We start from the raw sequence: 19,944 nt of genomic DNA, 5'->3' as shown, positions 1-19,944 counted from the left end.
ATATCTAATTTTTATTGAAGTATTACTAATTTTTCGTACTTCTCTGCCACTAAATTGCTTGCTGTTGATTTCACTTTTAATTTATAAACATATACTCCTTTTCCTATTTTGTTACCAAAATCGTCTAAACCATTCCAGTTAATACTTCTTGCCAAATTCCCTGTGGTTTGAACCACTTGGTTTATCGTTTTCACCAACTTACCAGAAACTGTAAAAATTTGAACTTGTACTTCTAGAGGTTCATTAGGCTTGTTATGATTGAACCAAAATTCTGTGTAATTTACAAAAGGATTTGGGTAATTTAAAACATTTTCTAAATTCAATATTTCATCACTAACAACCACGAAATTTAACGTTGTCTCTGATGAATTATTGTAAGTATCCCAAGCTTTTATTTTTAAGGTATGTGGGCCAACTTCTAAATCTCGTAATCTGTAAGTAACTTTACCTTTGGTAAAATCGTTTAATTCGGTTTCATAAAAATCGTTTAATATAATTGGGTTTGTGGTGTCACCATCAAGAATACCAACAATATCATGATCTACAGCTGTAATGGAAGTATTGATTCCGCTAGAATCTGATAAAACCGCAATTAAGTTCGGAGACGCATTTGTGTTTCCTCCATCAATAAATGATTCATCATTCATAAAAAGTTGTATCTCAGGGCCAACAGTATCGTTTGGCGCATTTGAATCTATTCCGCCTACAACTACATCTAAATTAAAACCTGCCTTATCTTCTTTTCCGTTTTGTGCATAGAAACTTAATTTTCCTTTACCAAAGGCTATTTTTATGTCTTTGGGTACAATAAAATCAAATTTAAAAATTCCGTTTTCTACAGTAGATTTACCTTTGAACAGTTTACTATCTTGAGTATCAAAAGTCATGTTTACGCCAAAACCATCATTATCTAAGGTAACTTTATCTATGGGTTTATCAAAAATTGTGGTAGATAGTTCACCATTAAAATCGTTAATCAAATTGTTAGCACTGTCTACAATTTCACCTTCAAAAGATATTTTGGACAATGCTTTTAAAGTATCTAAAGGTTGAGAAATATCTTTACCATTCATTTTGGTTATTCTTACATTTGCTTCAGGAATGGCTAATTTCATAGCTGGGTCTCCAAAATTATAGATAAAAAACTTTTGAATTGTAGACGAGTTATTCTTTGCTTTTACTAATGATTCTGCTATAGATAAATCTTCACCATTAAACTCTAGTAACACTCTAATAAGCTGTTGATTAAACGATTGCCCTGTACTAATAAAGACTTCTCTTGTAGTTGTTATCATATTTACAGCACCACCTTGACTGTTCCAAAAAGTTAGTTCACCTGCTGTGACTCTATTTGGGTTGTCGAACCTAGAAAAATCACAAGTTACCGTGATTAAAAGAGGTAACGTATTAGGATTATTAAAACGCTGAATTTGCGGTTTTTCTAAAATCCTTTCAGAAGCAAAACCATCTTCTCCTCCATGTCCAAAATAATCTAATAATAGAGTTCCTTTCTCAATAGCATTGGTTATGGCGGCATTTACAAGTGGATAACGCTCACCTCCTGATGAAGTTTCTTGTACATAAGAATCTGAATAAATCTTATTGATATTAAAAACACGTTTTGTGGATGTAATTTCGTCTGCAATGGATTCTACTCCACTTTGAATTTGTATATCAGAAGTTGCATCAATATCATCTGCTAATAAAGTGATTGTGTTACGCCAATCTCCAATCGTCTTTCTAGAATAATAACTTAAAATTTTATCAACTACATCTTTGGCTTGAGAAATTGTAGATACAGGAATTCTACTTGAAGCAACATCTATTGTATGTGTATTTAACATTGTTCCTTCATTATCATCTAACATTACAAAATAATCATCTGTAACATAAGAAAATGCCAAGTTAAAACTATTTGTAGATAGTTTTACAGGGACTATATTATTGTTTCCTGCAATCCTATCTTTATAATCATAAGAAGCATCTCCAAAAAAACATACATATTTTAGTTTTTTTTCTTCGGATGAGTTTGTACTGTATATATGTTTTAAAAAATCTCTAATCCCTGTAATATCCTTAGAACCCGATGAAAACTCATTGTAAATCTCATTTAAAACAACAACCTTAGTGCTAAGGTTTGAATTTTCTTGATGATAATCTGCCAGTCTTTGCGCTTCAGAGGACAACTCTTTATCGGTAATAATTAAATAATTGATGTCTTGTAAACTATGTAAATTTTGATTGGCAACTTTACCATTTGGAATAGATTTAGGAGTATAAAAATCATTTTGACTCAATACAATATACTCTTTTAAAGCACCTGCATTATCTTTAAAACTAAAGTTATTACCTGCATCTTCATTGTCTATATTTTGAGGTGCTATAGTATTTGTGACATCCCAAACCTGAAAAATATTTGTGTTATTTTGAATTTGAAATTCTACAACTCCTGATGTATTTACTTGATCAAAACTTCGAAAAGAAAACTGAGAACCATCTGCTATCAATTGCTTTTTTCCCACAACTTCTATATAATCTAAAAAAGCATTTGCTGACGGATTTCCACCATTATCATAAGTAATACTAATATCTAAGAAGTTATTCGAATTATTAATCGTGGCAACCCTTTCTGCTGTTGTAGCTTTTGTTAAAGAACCTGGAGTTACTTGTGAATAATTGAGGGTATACAAATCTTGATTGTTCACTTTCACTGTCATAGATGAAGATTGTACAGAAGTAGAAACGCCTCTAATTCTAATACTCAAATCTTCGTTAGCAACAGCATTTGGGAATTTAATGCCAAAATTTTGTGTATTTTCAATATTGAAATCTTGATTAAAAAACCACTGTGTTCCTGCTGCTAGAATACTTCTCTCTTCTTTTTCAAGAAAAGTATAATCGTCATAATTTGTAATCTGCAATGAGGCGTTTGAAGATAATGGTGCTTTTGCCTGAACTCTTTTTCCGTCGTTATCAGCAACAGTTATAAAATAGTAAGCTTCATCAGAAAAAATATTTTGTCTATGCCTTGTATTGCTTGTATTAGTTGTATTCACTACCCAATCGTGTGGCCCTTTTGCATAAAAAAGAATGTAATCTGAATTATCGAAAGCACCATCACTTTCTCCTTCTATGTAGATTGCATTTTCTTGTAAATCTTCATATCTAAAATCAGCATTTAACTCGGGTAGTAAATTCCCTCCATTTCCATAAATCTGTATTTTTCTTGGATCTAGCCCATTTGTAGAAATACCTATTTGCTGCAGCAAGTTTCTATCAATTTTAAAAACACCTGTTGTATCTACTGAAAACTTAAACCAATCTCCTGTAGATAACACAGAATTAGTCACTTGCGAAAAAGTAACTTGAAGAAAAAATCCAAAAAAAAGAATTAAAAAAAGTCTTTTCATAATATTATTCAAATAACGCAAATATTTTATATATATTTTAGGACTAATTACTATTAATTATACTAAATTTAATTTCATTTCGTTAAATAAAAAACAAACAGAAAAATGAGGCGTTAAAATTAGTAATTTACTTGTATGAATGTATATTTATTGTAAATTGCATCGCTATAATAAAACCCTTAACAATTTTCAATATAGAAAATGAAAAACGTATTAAAATTATCTTTAGTTGTTCTATCAACCGTTATTTTACACAGTTGTAGTAGATCAACAGCAGGAAAATCTAGTCTTACAGGATTACCTTTCAACAATCCTAAATATGGTTCTTTTACAAAAGGTGATGAGTTTGCTGGTCAGGAGATTCCACCAGGAATGGTTGCTATTGAAGGAGGAACATTTACCATGGGACAAGTACAAGACGATGTGATGTTTGATTGGAATACAACTCCAAAAAAACTACACGTTCGTTCGTTCTTTATGGATGAAACTGAGGTTACCAACTCTGAATATTTCTTGTATTTACAATATATTAAGGATGTCTTTCCTCCTTCTGAAGAAAAATACAAACACGTTTACAGTTCAGTTTTACCTGACACATTAGTGTGGAGAAAAAGTTTAGGAAACACAGATATTTTATCAGAAAATTACTTGCGTCATCCAGCATATGGAAACTACCCTGTAGTTGGAGTTAGTTGGATACAGGCCAACCAGTATTGTAAATGGCGAACAGATGCTGTAAATCTAAAAAAGTTAATAGACAAAGGATATATTAAAAATATTTTTGAAAACGACTCTATCAGAAACTTTTTTGATACGGAAGTATTTTTAGCGGATTCTGATCAACTTTTTGAAGGTGATACTACTATTTATCAAAGAGGCATAAGAACAAGAGGAACGCTTAGAGGAGAAAAAGGTTCTTTTCAAGGAAGAAAAATTACAAGAGCTGATGGTGTGTTAACTCAAAAATTTAGATTACCAACTGAGGCAGAATGGGAGTTTGCAGCAAAGGCAAACATAGAAAACAGAGAGTACAACAACGTACGTGGTAGAAAAAAATACGCTTGGAATGGAAAATACACTAGAGAAACACAAAAAAGATTTAGAGGAGATCAATTAGCAAACTTTAAACAAGGTAAAGGAAATTACAGCGGTTTACCAGGTTGGAGTTCTGATGGTTCTGATATTCCTATCCGAGTAAAATCCTATCCACCAAATGCATTTGGATTATATGACATGTCTGGTAACGTTGCAGAATGGGTTGCAGATGTCTACAGACCTATCATAGACAATAAAGCTAATGACTTTAACTATTTTAGAGGAAATGTATTTACCAAAAAAATGATTGATAAAAATGGTAATGTTGTAATTGCTGGCTCTGAAAGTGCTAAAGTTGAATATGACACTTTACCCAATGGAAAGATTGTACCTAAACAACTACCAGGTAGTATCAAATACATTCCAATTACAAAAGATGACGTAACGCTAAGAAGAAACTTTACTGCTTCAGATAATAGATCTATTGGAGATGGTGATTTAAATTCTTCTCGTTTTTACCAAGATGACGAAGACGAGTTTGCTTCTAAACCAATTATGTACAACTCACCTAGAACACCTTCAAAAGTTTTAGATCCAGTTACAGGTAAAGAGGTACTAGTAAATGATACTAAAAAAAGAACTACACTTATAAGTGATAGAACGAGAGTATACAAAGGTGGTGCATGGTCAGATAGAGAGTATTGGTTAGATCCTGCTCAAAGAAGGTATTTACCTGAATACATGGCTACAAACTATATTGGTTTTAGATGTGTGACTAGCAAATTAGGCGCAATGACAAGTGGAAGAAAGAGAACTGCTAGAAATTAATTCTTACAATAATTAAAAAAAGTAAACCTCATTGCACATTTGCAATGAGGTTTTTTTTATTTTTAAACTATGAATTTAGAAAACTTATATCAACTCTATGTCAAAAGTTATCTTGTAGATACAGATACTAGAAATATTCGAAAAAACAGCCTTTTCTTTGCTTTAAAGGGAGAGCACTTTAATGGAAATAAGTTTGCAGAAAAAGCTCTTGCATTAGGAGCTACTTATGCAGTTGTGGATGAAATAAAATATCAAACGAACTCCAATATAATTCTTGTTGATGATGTTTTAACTACTCTACAAAAATTAGCCAATTATCATAGACGAAAACTAGGCACAACAATTATTGGACTTACAGGAAGTAATGGAAAAACCACTACAAAAGAACTCATCAATACAGTATTAAGTAAAAAGTACAAAACCACTGCAACTAAAGGCAATTTAAACAATCACATAGGAGTACCGCTTTCGTTACTTTCTATAAAACCTGAAACAGAAATCGGAATTATAGAAATGGGCGCAAATCATCAAAAAGAAATTGAGTTTTTAGCTTCCATTTGCGAACCTGACTTTGGATATATCACCAACTTTGGTAAAGCTCATTTAGAGGGATTTGGAGGTGTAAAAGGGGTTATTAAAGGTAAAAGTGAATTGTATACTTTTCTTGAAAAGAATGCTAAAATTGCTTTTATAAACCCTAAGGATGCAATTCAAGTTGAAAAAACCAAAGCAATTACAACCATACCATTTGAGCATAGTATTGAGTTTTTATCTATAAATCCTTATGTGAAATTATCTTATCAATCGGAAATAATTCAAAGTAATTTAGTTGGTCGATATAATTTTAACAATATTGCTATTGCATGTACCATTGGAAATTATTTTAATGTTTCCACTCATGACATCAAAACAGCAATTGAAGGTTATGTTTCTAACAATAACCGATCTCAAATTATAGAAAAAGTGTCTAATAAAATCATCTTAGATGCTTATAATGCAAATCCAACGTCAATGCTTGCTGCTTTAGAGAATTTTAATTCGATATCGGCATCTTCAAAAACAATAATATTAGGTGATATGTTTGAGTTAGGTGATGATAGTGATAAAGAACACCAAGCAATTGTTGCATTTGTTAATGATTGTAATTTTGAAAACACCTACTTTGTTGGAGAGCATTTTTATAAAGTTAATACTTCTAAAAACTTTTTTAAAAATTACAATGACTTTGAAGATTTCTTAAAACAAAATCCTCTTAAACATCAATCTATTTTAATTAAAGGCTCAAGAGGAATGCGTTTAGAAAGAACTTTAGATGTTCTCAACTAACCTGAGGTTACACAAATTTTTTTAGTGTAAATAGACGTATTTAATCAAAGAAAAACTTATTATCATTTCGAGCGAAATGAAATGAAGCCGAGAAATCTCTCTATACATACTCGATCATAGAAATCTCTCCATTGCCCTCGCGATGACAATCTGCTCCGATATATTTTACAGGGACAAGTTTAAATATAAAACTATTTCCAAATTACACGAGGTTGATAACCCAAGTTACATTAATTAATATTTTTTTTATGATACTCTAAAAGATTGTCTATTGGTCTTTGAATAACATCTGTAATTTTTAAATTGTTATTTTCAGCAATATTTTCTAAAATATCTCGAAAATAATGCGCAATAGAACCGATGAAATAAATAGGTGTTTCTGATGTTTTATTGTAAGGCAACACTCTGTATTTAAAAAATTCTTGAAATCCTTTTTTAATAATTTTTTTGATGTATTTCTCTTCTTTAAAATCAAACATAAACTTTGCAAAAGAGGCTAAATACATATTAGGATTTGGTTCTCTATATAAGTTTTTCTTGATATAATCTGCATCTAAATCAAACTCTTCGTTAAATTTTTCTGCAATTGCACTAGGCATTTTCTGGTAATAATAATCAATGATTAATTTCTTACCAAAGTAATTCCCACTCGCTTCATCCATCAAAATGTAACCTAATGAAGCCACTAACATTTCCATATTCTCACCATCATAATAACAACTATTAGATCCAGTTCCTAAAATACAAACTATGGCCGGTTTATTACCGGAAGCAGCATAAACTGCTGCTAACATATCTTCAGCAATATAGACTTTTGCATTTACAAAAATTGATTCTAGTACCGTTTTTAAAATGGCTACTGGTTTTGGTGTTCCACATCCTGCCCCATAAAAATGAATTTCTTCTACATCCTCTTTCACATTAATTAGCTGAAACATATTAATGATTCTGTTATTCAATTCCTCTTCTGGAACAATTGCAGGATTTAGACCTAGAGTTCTTGTTCTAAAAACCTCTTCTTTTGTAGCGTTATCTATGGCAATCCAATCAGCTTTTGTTGAACCTCCGTCTGCAATTAGTATCATAATTTATAGTATTTTACTCAAAGATATTATAACTTAAATTCATACACAATAGCAAATAAATCTTCAATCGTTTTCGCTCAAAAAAATAATTACTTTTTATAACAAATCTGATAAATTGTCTTTTTTCCCTTCCTTTAAATTCTAATTCGGTTCTTTTCAAACTTTTCAGTAATACAACTATACTTCTATTTACTAAAAATTTATGGGATTCATTTCACCTGTTTTAAATTCACTTCAAATTCTGAATCGTGTCATTTCGAGCGAAACAGAGTGAAGTCGAGAAATCTCTTGATAAATAAATGACATTCTATATCATAGAGATCTCTCCATTACAGTCGAGATGACAGTCTGTTCTAATATATATTGTGAAAAGCGAAATGACACTAAGTTTGTCATTTAGATTACAGCAAAGCGAAACAGAGAAATCTCTTGACCAAAGGACTAGTAGGATATAAAATCTACTTTCTATATTTATGACGCTAAAAAACCAAGTTTAAAGTAACTTTTATTTTTAAAAAAATATCTCTTTGAAAATTGTAAATTTGTCTCAATTATCACAAGTATGTTTTTTAAGAAAAAAGAAATTCCATTATCCGATTTTTTCCCTGAAGGATTTGTCGACATTCACTCTCACCTATTACCTGGTATTGATGACGGTGCAAAAGACCTAGACAATTCTATTGAGCTGATTTTAAAAATGCGTGCGTATGGGATTAAAAATTTCATTACCACCCCTCATGTTTTAGGCGATGTGTATCCGAATACTTCAGAAACCATTTTAGAAAAGTTAAACTTGGTTCAAAAGGAGTTAGAGTTTAGACAAATTAATGATGTAACGATACATGCTGCTGCAGAATACATGATGGATGAGCAATTTTCTAAACTTCTTGAAAAGGACGATATTCTTACTTTACAAGACAATTTAATTTTAGTAGAAATGTCTTATTTCAGTGCTCCTTATAATTTATTTGATGTTTTATTTGAAATTCAGTTAAAGGGATACAAACCTGTTTTAGCGCATCCAGAACGGTATGTTTTTTACCACAATTCTTTTGATCATTTCTATAAACTAAAAAAAGCAGGATGTCTTTTTCAATTGAACTTGTTGTCTCTGACTGAACAATACGGGAAATCGGTTCAAAAGGTGGCAAACAAATTGATTAAAGAAAATGTATACGATTTTGTGGGTTCAGATACTCACCATGAAAATCATCTACATCTTCTAAAAACTATTGCTACAAAAAAGAACATCTTGCAGATACAGCATCTTCTCAAAAACAATCTTGAATTTAACGCATAAAAAGAGGTCTATAACTAGACCTCTTTTTATTTAGCTAAATATCTTTTTATACCAGGGTTTTTTTTCTTGCTCTACATAACCGTAACCATAGCCATAGCCATAGCCATAGCCATAGCCTCTTTTCATATCGGTATCATTTAAAACAATAGACATGTTTGGTAATTTCTTCTCTTTATATAAAGACTGTGGTACCTGAAGCATCCTCTTGTCTAAATAATTAGCTCTGGTAACATAAATAAAGGTATCTGCATATTTAGAAATTAACATGGTATCAGTTACTAGGTTCACAGGTGCTGTATCTACGATAATATAGTCGTATTGAGTTTTTACGGTTTCCAATATCTCTTTAACCCGATCTGTTAATAACAGTTCTGCAGGGTTTGGTGGAATTACACCAGAAGCAATAATGTCTAACCCTTTTATTTCGGGAATTGAGAAAATAATGTCTTCTATGCTTAATTCTGGATTTTTAATATAATTGGTAATCCCTTTTCGTTCAGGGATACCTAGGTATTCAGTTACTTTTGGAGCTCTTAGATCCATCCCTAACAACAATACTTTTTTTTCTGATAATGATAAAGCAGCGGAAAGGTTGATGGAAATAAAAGATTTTCCTTCTCCACTTGTGGTAGAGGTGACAAAAATTGTTTTTCCTTTTTTATTTTCTTGTTCGGTGTTTGGTAAAACAAAATCTAAATTGGTTCTAATCAATCGAAAAGCTTCAGCAGTACTCGATCTTGAACTCTTAGTAATAACAACTTTTTCTTTTGTTTCAGAATGAGGCACATCCCCTAGAAAAGGAATAGTAGTTAAGTCATCAATATCTTTTCTACCATGTATTTTTGTGTCTAATAAATTTTTTATGTAAATGATTCCAAAAGGTATCCCTAAACCTAAAATAAAAGAAGCTATATAAATAAGTTTCTTATTAGGAGACACTGGCTTTAATGGGCTATAAGCACTGTCAATAATTTTAGCATTAGGCACTGTAACTGCTAAAGAAATTGATGTTTCTTCTTTTTTCTTAAGAAGATATGTATAAAGACCTGATGTTATTTGCTTTTGCCGCTCGATATCAATCATCCCCCTTTCAATAGAAGGTATTGATGAAACTTTATCCTTCATTAACGATAATTCGTTATCTAACTTATTTAACCTTAGATTTAGAGAGTACCTTAAATTATTTAAAGAAGACTCTAAATTTTTCTTCTTATCTGTAATTTGAGTTCTTAGCTCAAGTATTTGAGGATTAAGCCTACCAGCACTTAGAGATAACTTACTATATGTAAGAACTAACTCATTGTAATAGTTAATAGATTTTACGATTGTCAAATCAGCAATTCCTATACCTAGCGGAAGGGTTTCAAACTCGTCTTTAGTTTTGCTTAATTTTTTCAAAATCCAATCAATCATTTTAATTTGGCTTCCTAACTCAATAATTGATTTATTATTTTGAGATAATTCTTCTAATGCAAGTTCTCCTTCTCTTGATAAACCGGTTATACCAAATTTATCTTTATAATTTCTAACATCGTCTTGCACTGTTGCTAATTCTTGCCCAACATTTTTAAGCCTTTCCTCAATAAATTGTATTGTTTTCTCTGAAACTTGATTTTTATCCTTAATCGCATCATAATTATATTGACTAATTAGCTCATCCAATATATCTTCAGCCTTGGACTTAACAGGATCATTCAAACTTAAAATCAAAACACTAGAGTTTTTATTAATAGGGGATACTTTTATTAATTTTCTATATTTATCTATTAATAAATCTTTTCTTTTTAATTGAATGTATACTTCAAATTCCTCTTCAATTGTATCATCAAAAAAATTAGTTTTATAAATTCTATAATCTCCAAAATCGGAATTGAATCGATCGTTAAAAGATCCTTTTGAAAAGAGTTCACCATCTTCGTTATAGATGTTTATTAAACCTGTTTTTAAAACTGAAACTGTAAAAGAGGTATCTCTTTCAAAGTTAATTTTTTTATTTAAAAAATCTATTTCAATAGGTGAATTTGTATAAACTTCAGATTTTTTTATAGTCCCTTTGGTAAAGTACTTAATCCTTAATTTAAGAGAATCAATAACTCTACTAATTATTTTTCTTGATCTTACTATTTCAATTTCATTTTCGGTATTGTTTGCAGATCCTCCTCCAATAATACCAAGGTCCTCAAATGCAGCAAGTTCTGCTGATATTCCTGAATTTACATTATCCTTAATCATTATTGATGCTGTAGCATTATATTCAGGTGTTGTGTACCTTGCATAAAGAAAACCTAATGTTAAAAAAATAAATATACTTAATCCAAACCATTTTTTAAATGGTAAAAACTTTTCTAATTCTTCTCTAATGTTAACAGAGTCAATATTTTTATTGGCAGAAATTTCTTCGCTATATTTCATTAATTATCTTGTTATAATAGTTAAGAGTGAGATTAAAACTGAAGCTAGTGAAATAAACAGCCCTGTACTTCTTGTATAAGCTGCATCTTGAATTTTAGCTTTATTATGCTGCACATAAATTAAATCATTTTGCTTTAAATAAAAAACAGGAGAAGTAAGTGTCTTTTTTGACAATAAATTTACTACATATTCATTTTTCATACCTTTTTCCTCTCTAATCACTAATACATTATCTCTTCTTGCCGAAATATTTAAATCACCTGCTAGTCCTAAAGCTTCTAATATTGTTATTCTTTCATTGTTAACAGTAAATGTTCCTGGTCTCATTACATCACCAGAAACAGTAATCTTAAAATTAACAATTCTTATATTTATTGTTGGATCTTTGAGATAATCCGGTGCAATTTTACTCTTAATAATTGAAATTAACTCTTCTCTAGTTTTTCCTCCAGCAAGTATCTTTCCAAGAACAGGAAAATCAATATATCCGTTATTATCAATTAAGTAAGGTTGCTGTTGTGGTGTACCAACAACTGAGTTTGTTGTTGTTGAATAAGCTACAGCAGGTAAGTTAAATATTCTTGCCGCCATTAAATCTTTTGAGGAAACAGTGATTTGTAATAAATCATCTGGTCTAAAAATTGTTTTATAATTATTATTTACATCTTCTTGTTTAATTTCATCAATCTGAAAGTATGCTATTTTCTTATTTGAAACACATGAAGAAAATAATACTAATAAATAAACTAAAATAAAAGAGTAAAGCTTGTTCTTTTTGGCAAATTTCATAAATATAATTTTGCAACGAAAGTAATATAAAAAATAAAATCTAACTAACTTTATCTAAAATTTCGAACTCAGAGTTATTCGAAACATACTCTGGCACCAGTTCTTTCATAAACTTCACCAAATCTCTATTGTTTAGTTTCGAAAAATTCATGGACAAATGGTTTATTTTTTCTTGTACATGAGTAACAGCTATTTCTTGATTCTTGGCTATCATGATTTTTTCATGGTAGGTTTTTGTGGTATTTTCTCCATTGGCCAATAACTCTTCAAACAATTTTTCTCCAGGTCTTAATCCAGTGATATTTATGTCTATATCTTCTGGATATTTTAATCCTGAAAGATGTATCATTCTTTTCGCTATTTCGAATATTTTGACAGATTTCCCCATATCAAAGATGTAAATCTCCCCTCCTTTTCCCATGGTACCTGCTTCTAGCACCAAACTACAGGCTTCAGGAATCGTCATAAAATATCGGGTGATTTTTTCATGCGTTACCGTTAATGGTCCTCCATTTTCTATTTGTCTTTTAAATAACGGAATTACAGATCCGTTTGAACCTAACACATTACCAAATCTGGTGGTGGTAAATTTGGTGTTTTTAGATTTCTTACTTACACAGCTGATGTACAATTCGGCAATTCTTTTAGAAGCTCCCATCACATTAGTAGGGTTTACCGCTTTATCTGTAGAAACCATCACAAAGCGCTCTATATTGTTTCCTATGGACAAATCTGCCAAATTCTTTGTTCCTAAAACATTGACTTTAATCGCCTCATAAGGCGATTTTTCCATTAACGGAACATGTTTATAGGCCGCAGCATGAAACACTCTCTGTGGCTTGTATTTTTTGAAAATTCGTTCTATTTTAAATCGATCTCTAACATCTGAAACAATGGCTACAAAATTTGTGATTCCTTTCTGAATCAATTCTTGTTGCAAATCATATAAAGGAGACTCAGCCTGATCAATCAAAACAATGAGCTTACAATTATAACTGCAAAGTTGTCTCGAAATTTCACTTCCTATAGAGCCAGCTGCACCCGAAACTAGAACCACTTTATGATTTACCTCTCTTTGTACTATTGGATTGTCTATAATAATAGGTGCTCTGTCTAATAAATCTTCTATTTTAATTTGTCGTATTTGATTTGCTTGAAGGTCTCCATCTATCCATTTGGTTAGAGGAGGAACTATTTTTACTTCAACATCTAAATCAATAAATTTATCGGTAATGGATAATAGTCGATTAGGCTTGATGTTTTGTATCGAAATAATTACTTCATCTACATCGTTCTTTTGGATAAACCCTTTGGTAATTGCATCTGGACTTAAAATCTTAACTCTATCAATCTTTTTACCCACTTTACTTTTATTGTCATCTATAAAACCAATAACATCGTAACTATTTTTGGTATCTCTATTTAAGGCACTAAAAGTGATGATCCCAGAGTCTCCAGCTCCATAAATTAACACATTATGAACCGTTTCTATATCTGTTGATAACAACTCATAGAACGCTTTAAAAATAAATCTACTTAAGATTAGTACAAAAGTAGTAACCAAGTAATTAATGGCTATAATAGATTTAGGTATTGCTAAGTCTTCAAAAAAAACAAAAACACTGTTAAAGGCTACTAATATTGATAATAAAAGCCCTAAAAAAGTACTCCCAACAAACACATTAAACGCATCTCTAATTCCTGTGTGTCTGATAATTCCTTTGTAAGACCCAACAAACATAAAGCTTGTAAAAGCTAAAACAATCACAAACGGAATCTGATGTAATAGTTTGTAGAAATCAAAATCAAAACTGATATTAAATCTAATAAAATAAGCAATGAAGAAAGATAATATGACTAACAAAACATCTATAGAAAGTACAATCCATTTAGAGGCATACTTATTTAATGTTTTAAAAAAAAATCTTTTTATCATGATGCAAATATTAAGCTAATTTACAATAATTTTTGTATTGAAGTTGATATTCTTTCCAATTCGTTTTTTTGGATTGCCCCAGAGGGTAGCGATATTCCTTTTTTAAATAATTCTTCTGCTATTTTATTGCCAAAATACAAACATTTTTTAAATATGGTTTGTACATGTAATGGTTTCCATAAATATCTTGAGGCGATGTTGTATTTTGATAAGTGATTTTTTAGTACGGTATTGCTAAAGCCACACTTGTCTTGATGAACAACTAGTGATGACAACCAAAAATTTGATTGAAACTCATTACCAGATGCTTTTTGGAGCTCCACGCCATCCACTGCATCAAACAACTCGCTGTAATACGTATTGATTTTTTTCTTTTCTCTGATTTTTTTTTCTAAATTATTTAATTCTTGTTGGCCTATAGCGGCAGCTACTGGACTCATTCTATAATTGTATCCAATTTTTGAATGTTCATAATACGATTCTTTTTCTTTAGCTTGAGTAGCATAAAATAGTGCTCTGTTTTTTTTATATTTTTTTCTACAAACTAATCCACCACCCCCATACGTGGTGATTATTTTATTGTTATTGAAAGAAAAAACACCAAAATCTCCTATAGTTCCACATTTTTTTCCATCATATATCGCTCCAAATGCACCTGCTGCATCTTCTAGAACTGGAATTTCAAATTCTTGAGAAATTGCCATAATTTCTTTCATCTTTGCTGGCATACCATAGGTATGTACTACAATAATTGCTTTGGGTTTTTTATGGTGTTGTATTCGGTGAGTTATGGCTTCTCTCAATAATTCCGGACACATATTCCAAGTTTCCAGTTCACTACCTACAAAAACAGGTATTGCTTTTTGATATAAAATGGGGTACGCTGAAGCTGCAAATGTAAACGATTGGCAAATTACCTCATCATTAGCTTTTACTCCTAATAAAATCAATGCTAGATGTATCGCTGATGTCCCTGAATTTAAAGCTGTAAAAAAGGAATGATCTCCAAGATAGTTTTCAACACTACTTTCAAAACTTTCTATATTGGTATTGTCAAAAGAAAATTGTGTTGAAAATTCCAAAGAATTATTAATGAGAGGTATTTTTGTACTCACCTTACTCATTTACTAAGTTATTTTTTTTAATCTTTGAAAGAGAACATAATAAACCCCCATAAAAATCACAGATGAAGAAATTAAGAGCATCCATTGGGTACTGTAAGGCAACTTGTAGCTAAAAAACAACAAAACATTTAAGATTAATTGTGCAATAGCATATAAAGCAGCTATTTTAAGATGCGACATCTTTTTTACATCAACCAATTTTTGATAGATATGATGTCTATGTGGGTCTGTCCATTTTTCATCAGTAAAAAACTTTCTATACAACATTGTGTAACCTGCATCTGCACCATAAATAAAAACGGAAAGCATCATTAATGGGGCATTTAAATCTACAATAGATTTAAAGACTAAAAAGAGTGTTAAAAATCCTAAGACAATACTACCAATGTCTCCTGCAAAAAAAAGTGCTTTTTTTCTAAAATTATAAAAACCAAACACAATAACTGATAAGAAAACATATCTTGTTAAATCTTGATGAAAAACTTGTTCTTGTTGATTGATTAGGTACAGAATACTTAAGGAAGATATACAGTAAAAACCGGTTATCGCATTAATGCCATCCATAAAATTATAGGAATTTAAAAAACCTAATCCTACAAATAAGAATAGCAGATACATGTACACAGGAAAAAAAGGCAATCCTATTTGATACAAAAGCAATAATATCCCTACAAACTGAATCGAAAATCGAAGTTTGGAACTTAAGCTGTAAATATCATCTAGAAAACTTACAATTGATAATATGAATACTCCTATTGTAAAAAACGGGTATTGAAAATCATTTAAAACAAAAAATAAAAAAATGGCAATAGAAAAAACAATACCACCTCCTCTAACTGTGAGTTTGGTGTGTGAGCTTCTTTGATTGGGTTTGTCTATAATCTTATACTTCACCGCTAATTTTAAGTACACTATAGAGCTAATTATTAAAATTACTAAGACAAGTAAGTATTCTTTCATAGTTTATAAAAATGAAGCTATGGTTATTTCAATTCCTTTTTCTGTGGTCAAAGGTAATTCTTTTTTCATTGCTTTCTTAATTTTGGTATTGGAAACCTCATAATTTTCAGTCAATTTTTGTAGCCTTTCCGAATTTATTGGGAGTGGTAAAACATCACCTAACTTTGCTATAGTATTAACTATAAATTTAGGCGTATTTAAAATTTTGGCAGGTTTTTGTACCACTTTCCCTATAATACGAACCAAATGCGTTGTAGATAAAGAAGCATCATCTGCAATATTATAAATACCAGAGGGTATCGCTTTATTTTCAATCAATTCATTGATCACAAAACATAGATTCTCTACAGATACAAAAGATCTTTTATTTTCATATTTCCCAAAAGGATAAGGAATGCCTTTCGACACAAAGCTATATAACAAGTTTAAGTTTCCTTTATTATTTGGCCCATGAATCATACAAGGTCTTAAGATATACACTCTTTTACCTTCAGGAATCCCTTTGGACAAGATATAATTTTCCGCTGCTAGTTTCGAGTTTCCATATACTGTCACTGGGTTTGGAATAGTGTCTTCTGTTAACCCCCCTTCAACAGCGTCTGCTGCGGCTTTTACAGAACTCATATACACAAACACTTCACAATCACTTTCTAAAAACTGATTGAAAAGTGTTTTTGTTAACTCAGTATTAACTTCAAAATATTCTTTATCTTCTGATGTTTTTTTTAAATCGTGCGCTTTTCCTGCTAAATGGATACAGCTTTTCGCTTTGTTAAATAGTGCTGTATTTAATTCTTGATAAGAAACTTCACCTTCGCTAGGAGTTCTAGAAATACCTAAAATTGATTTATCTATTTTTTTAAAAAATGAAGTCAAGTTGACCCCTACGAAGCCTTTGTTTCCTGTTATGATGTTCATAATTTATGAAATAGAAATTGTTTTTTTAGTATACCAATCTATTGTATTTGATGCTTCTGTAATGTCTGTAAAGTTATAATTTGATATTAAATATTCTAGTTTTTTAGTTGCCCCAGAGGTACCTATTCTACTTTTTAAATGTCTACTTAAAGATAAATTGTTAAATGGTTGTTTATTATCAAAATCTCTTGGGTGTAAATAAGTCATTACATAATCTGATTGTTTTACAAACTTATTTACAATAGGTTTAGGAAGTATTCTAAAAAAACCTCCCCCAGAAAATACTACTTTTTTATTCATTACATTCATAGCATTCATAGGAAACTCTTTTAAGACTCCTGATTTTGTTTTTATTTTAAAAGGAGTGTTTTCAGGAAAATCGTTAAACCCCCCAAATTTTCTTTCTACTGGAAAAACAGAGGCATCATACTCTATTCCATTAGCTATTAACTCTTCAAAAGCCCAAAGATTAGTATTGTTTATTGAAAATCCAGGCGCCCTATAAGATGTTACTTTTTTGCCAATTAAATCTTCTATAGTATTTATTGATGCTTTTAAATCCTCTGAATACTCTTTTTGAGTTTGCGTATGCGCTAGTTTGTGTAAATCGGAATGTGACCCAATTTCGTAACCACTTGCATCAATTTTTTTTATAATTTTTGGATACCTTCTTACAATCCAACCCATACAGAAAAAGGAGGCTTTTGTATCATGTTTTGCTAATAATTCTAATAACGAATCGAACATATAAGGCAATCTTTTTTCAAAAGTCAACCAATTAGAAACGTCTGCATTATTATGGTCTTCAAAAACATGAAACCATTCTTCTATATCAAAAGTTAAAATATTCATTATCTATTATCAAAGCTAATTAAACTCAAATCCCAGTTATCTAAATTCAAAAACTCTGGGTTATCAGAAACACTTGAAAAACCAATAAACTTCATTCTTCTAGGTTCTTTACTTTTAGGAACTTTATACAAATTAATTGGTTTATTTTTTAAATTCCCAATATAGAGAATCATATCTATTTTTAAACCAGATTGAGATATCAATTTAAAAATAGCTTTTGATATATATTTTTTGGATTGTTCAGTAACGTAAATAATGTATGCAACCTTTACATTATCTTCTTCGTAAATTCTATAAAAAGCCCAATTGCTATTGCCAAGTGATAAATATTCATATGAATCTAAACAAAATCTTTCACTTTTAACTTGATCGTCAACTTCAATTGAAATATTACTTTTCGATGTTTTTTTTGATTTACAATAAACTAGTCTGAAAAAAAATGAGGCAATATATGAGACAAAAAAACTTAAATGTTTTAAAAAAGATTTTCCTAAAATCAATTTACTCATATTAACCGGATAAATATAATAATCAAGAACACCTATATCTTTCCATTTCCCTAGAATTTTCCAATATTTATATGCATTAGGGTTTGGTAAAGATATAAAAGTATCGACATTGAATTCAGACATTCTTGAAACTACACTATCTGACATTTCTTTTAAAAAAAACTCATTAATCCTATGTTTTTTTAAAATGTAAGCATCACAACCTAAACCAATAATTTTGCTTTCACCAAAAAAAATATATTTTCTAGGAATTACAGTAAATGAACCTACAATAAGATTATCACAATATAAAATTCCATGACATGAAAAACCCAAAGGATTAAGTTGATATTTATTTTCAAAATAATTTAAATCAAAATCTTTTTCAAATACTGTGTTAAAAGAATCTTTAATTTCTAACCATTCAGCTATAGATAATTCATTAGAATATTTTGATATTATTTTATACGCCATAATTCTAAAAATATAGCAAAGTAGTACCCCAAGAATACCCTACTCCAAAACCTGCTAATAAAACCTTATCATTTTTTTTAATTTTTGATTTCTTTAAGGTATCATGTAGAGCTATTGGTATAGTTGATGAAACAGTGTTACCAGAGTTTTCAATTTCCAACACAAACTTATCTAAGGGAATTTTTGATTTTTTCCTAAGATAATTTAGCATAAACTTATTTGCCTGATGAAAAATAAACAAATCAACATCATCTTTACTTAATTCTATTTTGGCTAGGTATGAATTAATTAAATTTGGAACTGATGCTCCTGTAAAATTAAAAATCTCAGGACCATTCATGTATAAATCATTATCTGTGTGCGTATTTCCAAAGTCATCAGTTTTTTCATTAGTATTTGAATTTACTGTTCCTTTAACCCCACTACCTCTAACAATTAAGTTTTCAGCTCCACTGCCATCAGAACCTAATTCGAAATCTCCAATTTTACAAAGTCCCTTTTCTTTTGTAATTAATGTTGCAGATGCAGCATCTCCGAAAATAGTTCTATTACTTTTATCTTTATCATTAATAAACTTAGAATAAGTTTCTGAAGTAATAAAAAGTATGTTTTTCGCTACATTAGCAGCAATTAGACCTTTAGCTATTGAAAGTCCATAAATATACCCTGAACATCCCAAATTAAAATCAAAGGCTCCGACTTTATTTAAACCTAATCTATCTTGTATAATACAAGCTGTTGTAGGTATTAAATAATCAGGGCTCTGTGTACAATAAATTAAAAAATCGATTTTATTAATATCAATTTTTTCTTTTTCAAAAAGTAATCTAGATGCTTTAACAGCCATATCAGATGCAAATTCATCTTTTGCGGCAATATAACGTTTTGATATCCCTGTTTTTGAGCTAATTTTTTCAACATTCCACTCTGGAAATTGATTTGAAAGATCTTGATTAGATAGTTCCTTTTTAGGTAAATAATATGATATTGAATTAATATAAGCCATG

The 19,944-nt window shown here is 30.2% G+C and carries 14 protein-coding genes; 3 read left to right on the top strand and 11 right to left on the bottom strand.

All coding sequences use genetic code 11. The features are described from left to right. Window positions 1-11: 11 nt before the first annotated feature. Complete coding sequence (gene porU / locus FP421_RS10510) at window positions 12-3,410, bottom strand: type IX secretion system sortase PorU (protein ID WP_159950386.1); 3,399 nt, start codon at window positions 3,408-3,410, stop codon at window positions 12-14. Window positions 3,411-3,611: 201 nt separating this feature from the next. Here porU and gldJ point away from each other — a divergent pair, with 201 nt between their 5' ends. Both gldJ and FP421_RS10500 read left to right on the top strand, forming a co-directional pair. Further along, a complete protein-coding gene (gldJ, locus tag FP421_RS10505; protein WP_159950384.1) occupies window positions 3,612-5,273 on the top strand; it encodes a gliding motility lipoprotein GldJ in 1,662 nt (553 codons plus the stop codon). 69 nt (window positions 5,274-5,342) lie between these two features. Then, the gene (locus FP421_RS10500; RefSeq protein ID WP_159950382.1) at window positions 5,343-6,599 is read left to right on the top strand and encodes a UDP-N-acetylmuramoyl-tripeptide--D-alanyl-D-alanine ligase; all 1,257 of its coding nucleotides are present in this window, start codon (window positions 5,343-5,345) and stop codon (window positions 6,597-6,599) included. A 230-nt stretch (window positions 6,600-6,829) separates the two neighbouring features. Here FP421_RS10500 and FP421_RS10495 read toward each other — a convergent pair whose 3' ends face one another. After that, window positions 6,830-7,684, bottom strand: a complete 855-nt coding sequence (locus FP421_RS10495) for an N-acetylglucosamine kinase (RefSeq protein WP_159950380.1) — start codon at window positions 7,682-7,684, stop codon at window positions 6,830-6,832. A gap of 562 nt (window positions 7,685-8,246) precedes the next feature. Between FP421_RS10495 and FP421_RS10490 the strand changes: the two genes are divergently transcribed. Beyond that, entirely contained in the window at window positions 8,247-8,984 is a 738-nt protein-coding gene (locus tag FP421_RS10490; RefSeq protein WP_159950378.1) for a tyrosine-protein phosphatase, read from the top strand. Between the two features lie 30 nt (window positions 8,985-9,014). Here the strand turns inward: FP421_RS10490 and FP421_RS10485 are convergent, their stop codons facing one another. The 9 genes from FP421_RS10485 to FP421_RS10445 are packed head-to-tail and all read right to left on the bottom strand — an operon-like array spanning window position 9,015 to window position 19,943. Next, complete coding sequence (locus tag FP421_RS10485) at window positions 9,015-11,396, bottom strand: GumC family protein (protein ID WP_159950376.1); 2,382 nt, start codon at window positions 11,394-11,396, stop codon at window positions 9,015-9,017. 3 nt (window positions 11,397-11,399) lie between these two features. After that, entirely contained in the window at window positions 11,400-12,185 is a 786-nt protein-coding gene (locus tag FP421_RS10480; protein WP_159950374.1) for a polysaccharide biosynthesis/export family protein, read from the bottom strand. 40 nt (window positions 12,186-12,225) lie between these two features. Continuing rightward, window positions 12,226-14,121, bottom strand: coding sequence for a polysaccharide biosynthesis protein (locus FP421_RS10475; RefSeq protein WP_159950372.1), 1,896 nt, complete (start codon window positions 14,119-14,121; stop codon window positions 12,226-12,228). A gap of 20 nt (window positions 14,122-14,141) precedes the next feature. After that, the gene (locus FP421_RS10470; protein ID WP_159950370.1) at window positions 14,142-15,245 is read right to left on the bottom strand and encodes a DegT/DnrJ/EryC1/StrS family aminotransferase; all 1,104 of its coding nucleotides are present in this window, start codon (window positions 15,243-15,245) and stop codon (window positions 14,142-14,144) included. A 3-nt stretch (window positions 15,246-15,248) separates the two neighbouring features. Continuing rightward, window positions 15,249-16,205, bottom strand: coding sequence for an MraY family glycosyltransferase (locus FP421_RS10465; protein WP_159950368.1), 957 nt, complete (start codon window positions 16,203-16,205; stop codon window positions 15,249-15,251). 3 nt (window positions 16,206-16,208) lie between these two features. Next, the gene (locus FP421_RS10460; RefSeq protein ID WP_201288833.1) at window positions 16,209-17,123 is read right to left on the bottom strand and encodes an NAD-dependent epimerase/dehydratase family protein; all 915 of its coding nucleotides are present in this window, start codon (window positions 17,121-17,123) and stop codon (window positions 16,209-16,211) included. A gap of 3 nt (window positions 17,124-17,126) precedes the next feature. Beyond that, complete coding sequence (locus FP421_RS10455; RefSeq protein ID WP_159950366.1) at window positions 17,127-17,975, bottom strand: polysaccharide deacetylase family protein; 849 nt, start codon at window positions 17,973-17,975, stop codon at window positions 17,127-17,129. After that, window positions 17,975-18,937 carry a hypothetical protein gene (locus FP421_RS10450; protein ID WP_159950364.1) on the bottom strand — a complete coding sequence of 321 codons (963 nt, stop codon included), beginning with the start codon at window positions 18,935-18,937 and terminating at the stop codon, window positions 17,975-17,977. Before FP421_RS10450 ends, FP421_RS10455 begins: the two co-directional genes overlap by 1 nt. Window positions 18,938-18,941: 4 nt before the next feature. Then, window positions 18,942-19,943, bottom strand: coding sequence for a ketoacyl-ACP synthase III (locus FP421_RS10445; RefSeq protein WP_159950362.1), 1,002 nt, complete (start codon window positions 19,941-19,943; stop codon window positions 18,942-18,944). Between the last annotated feature and the right edge of the window lies 1 nt (window position 19,944).

Source organism: Polaribacter septentrionalilitoris (assembly GCF_009832745.1).
Taxonomy (GTDB): Bacteria; Bacteroidota; Bacteroidia; order Flavobacteriales; family Flavobacteriaceae; genus Polaribacter; species Polaribacter septentrionalilitoris.
Note: the sequence above shows the minus strand (reverse complement) of the source record. Positions and strands in the feature narration are given on the sequence as shown.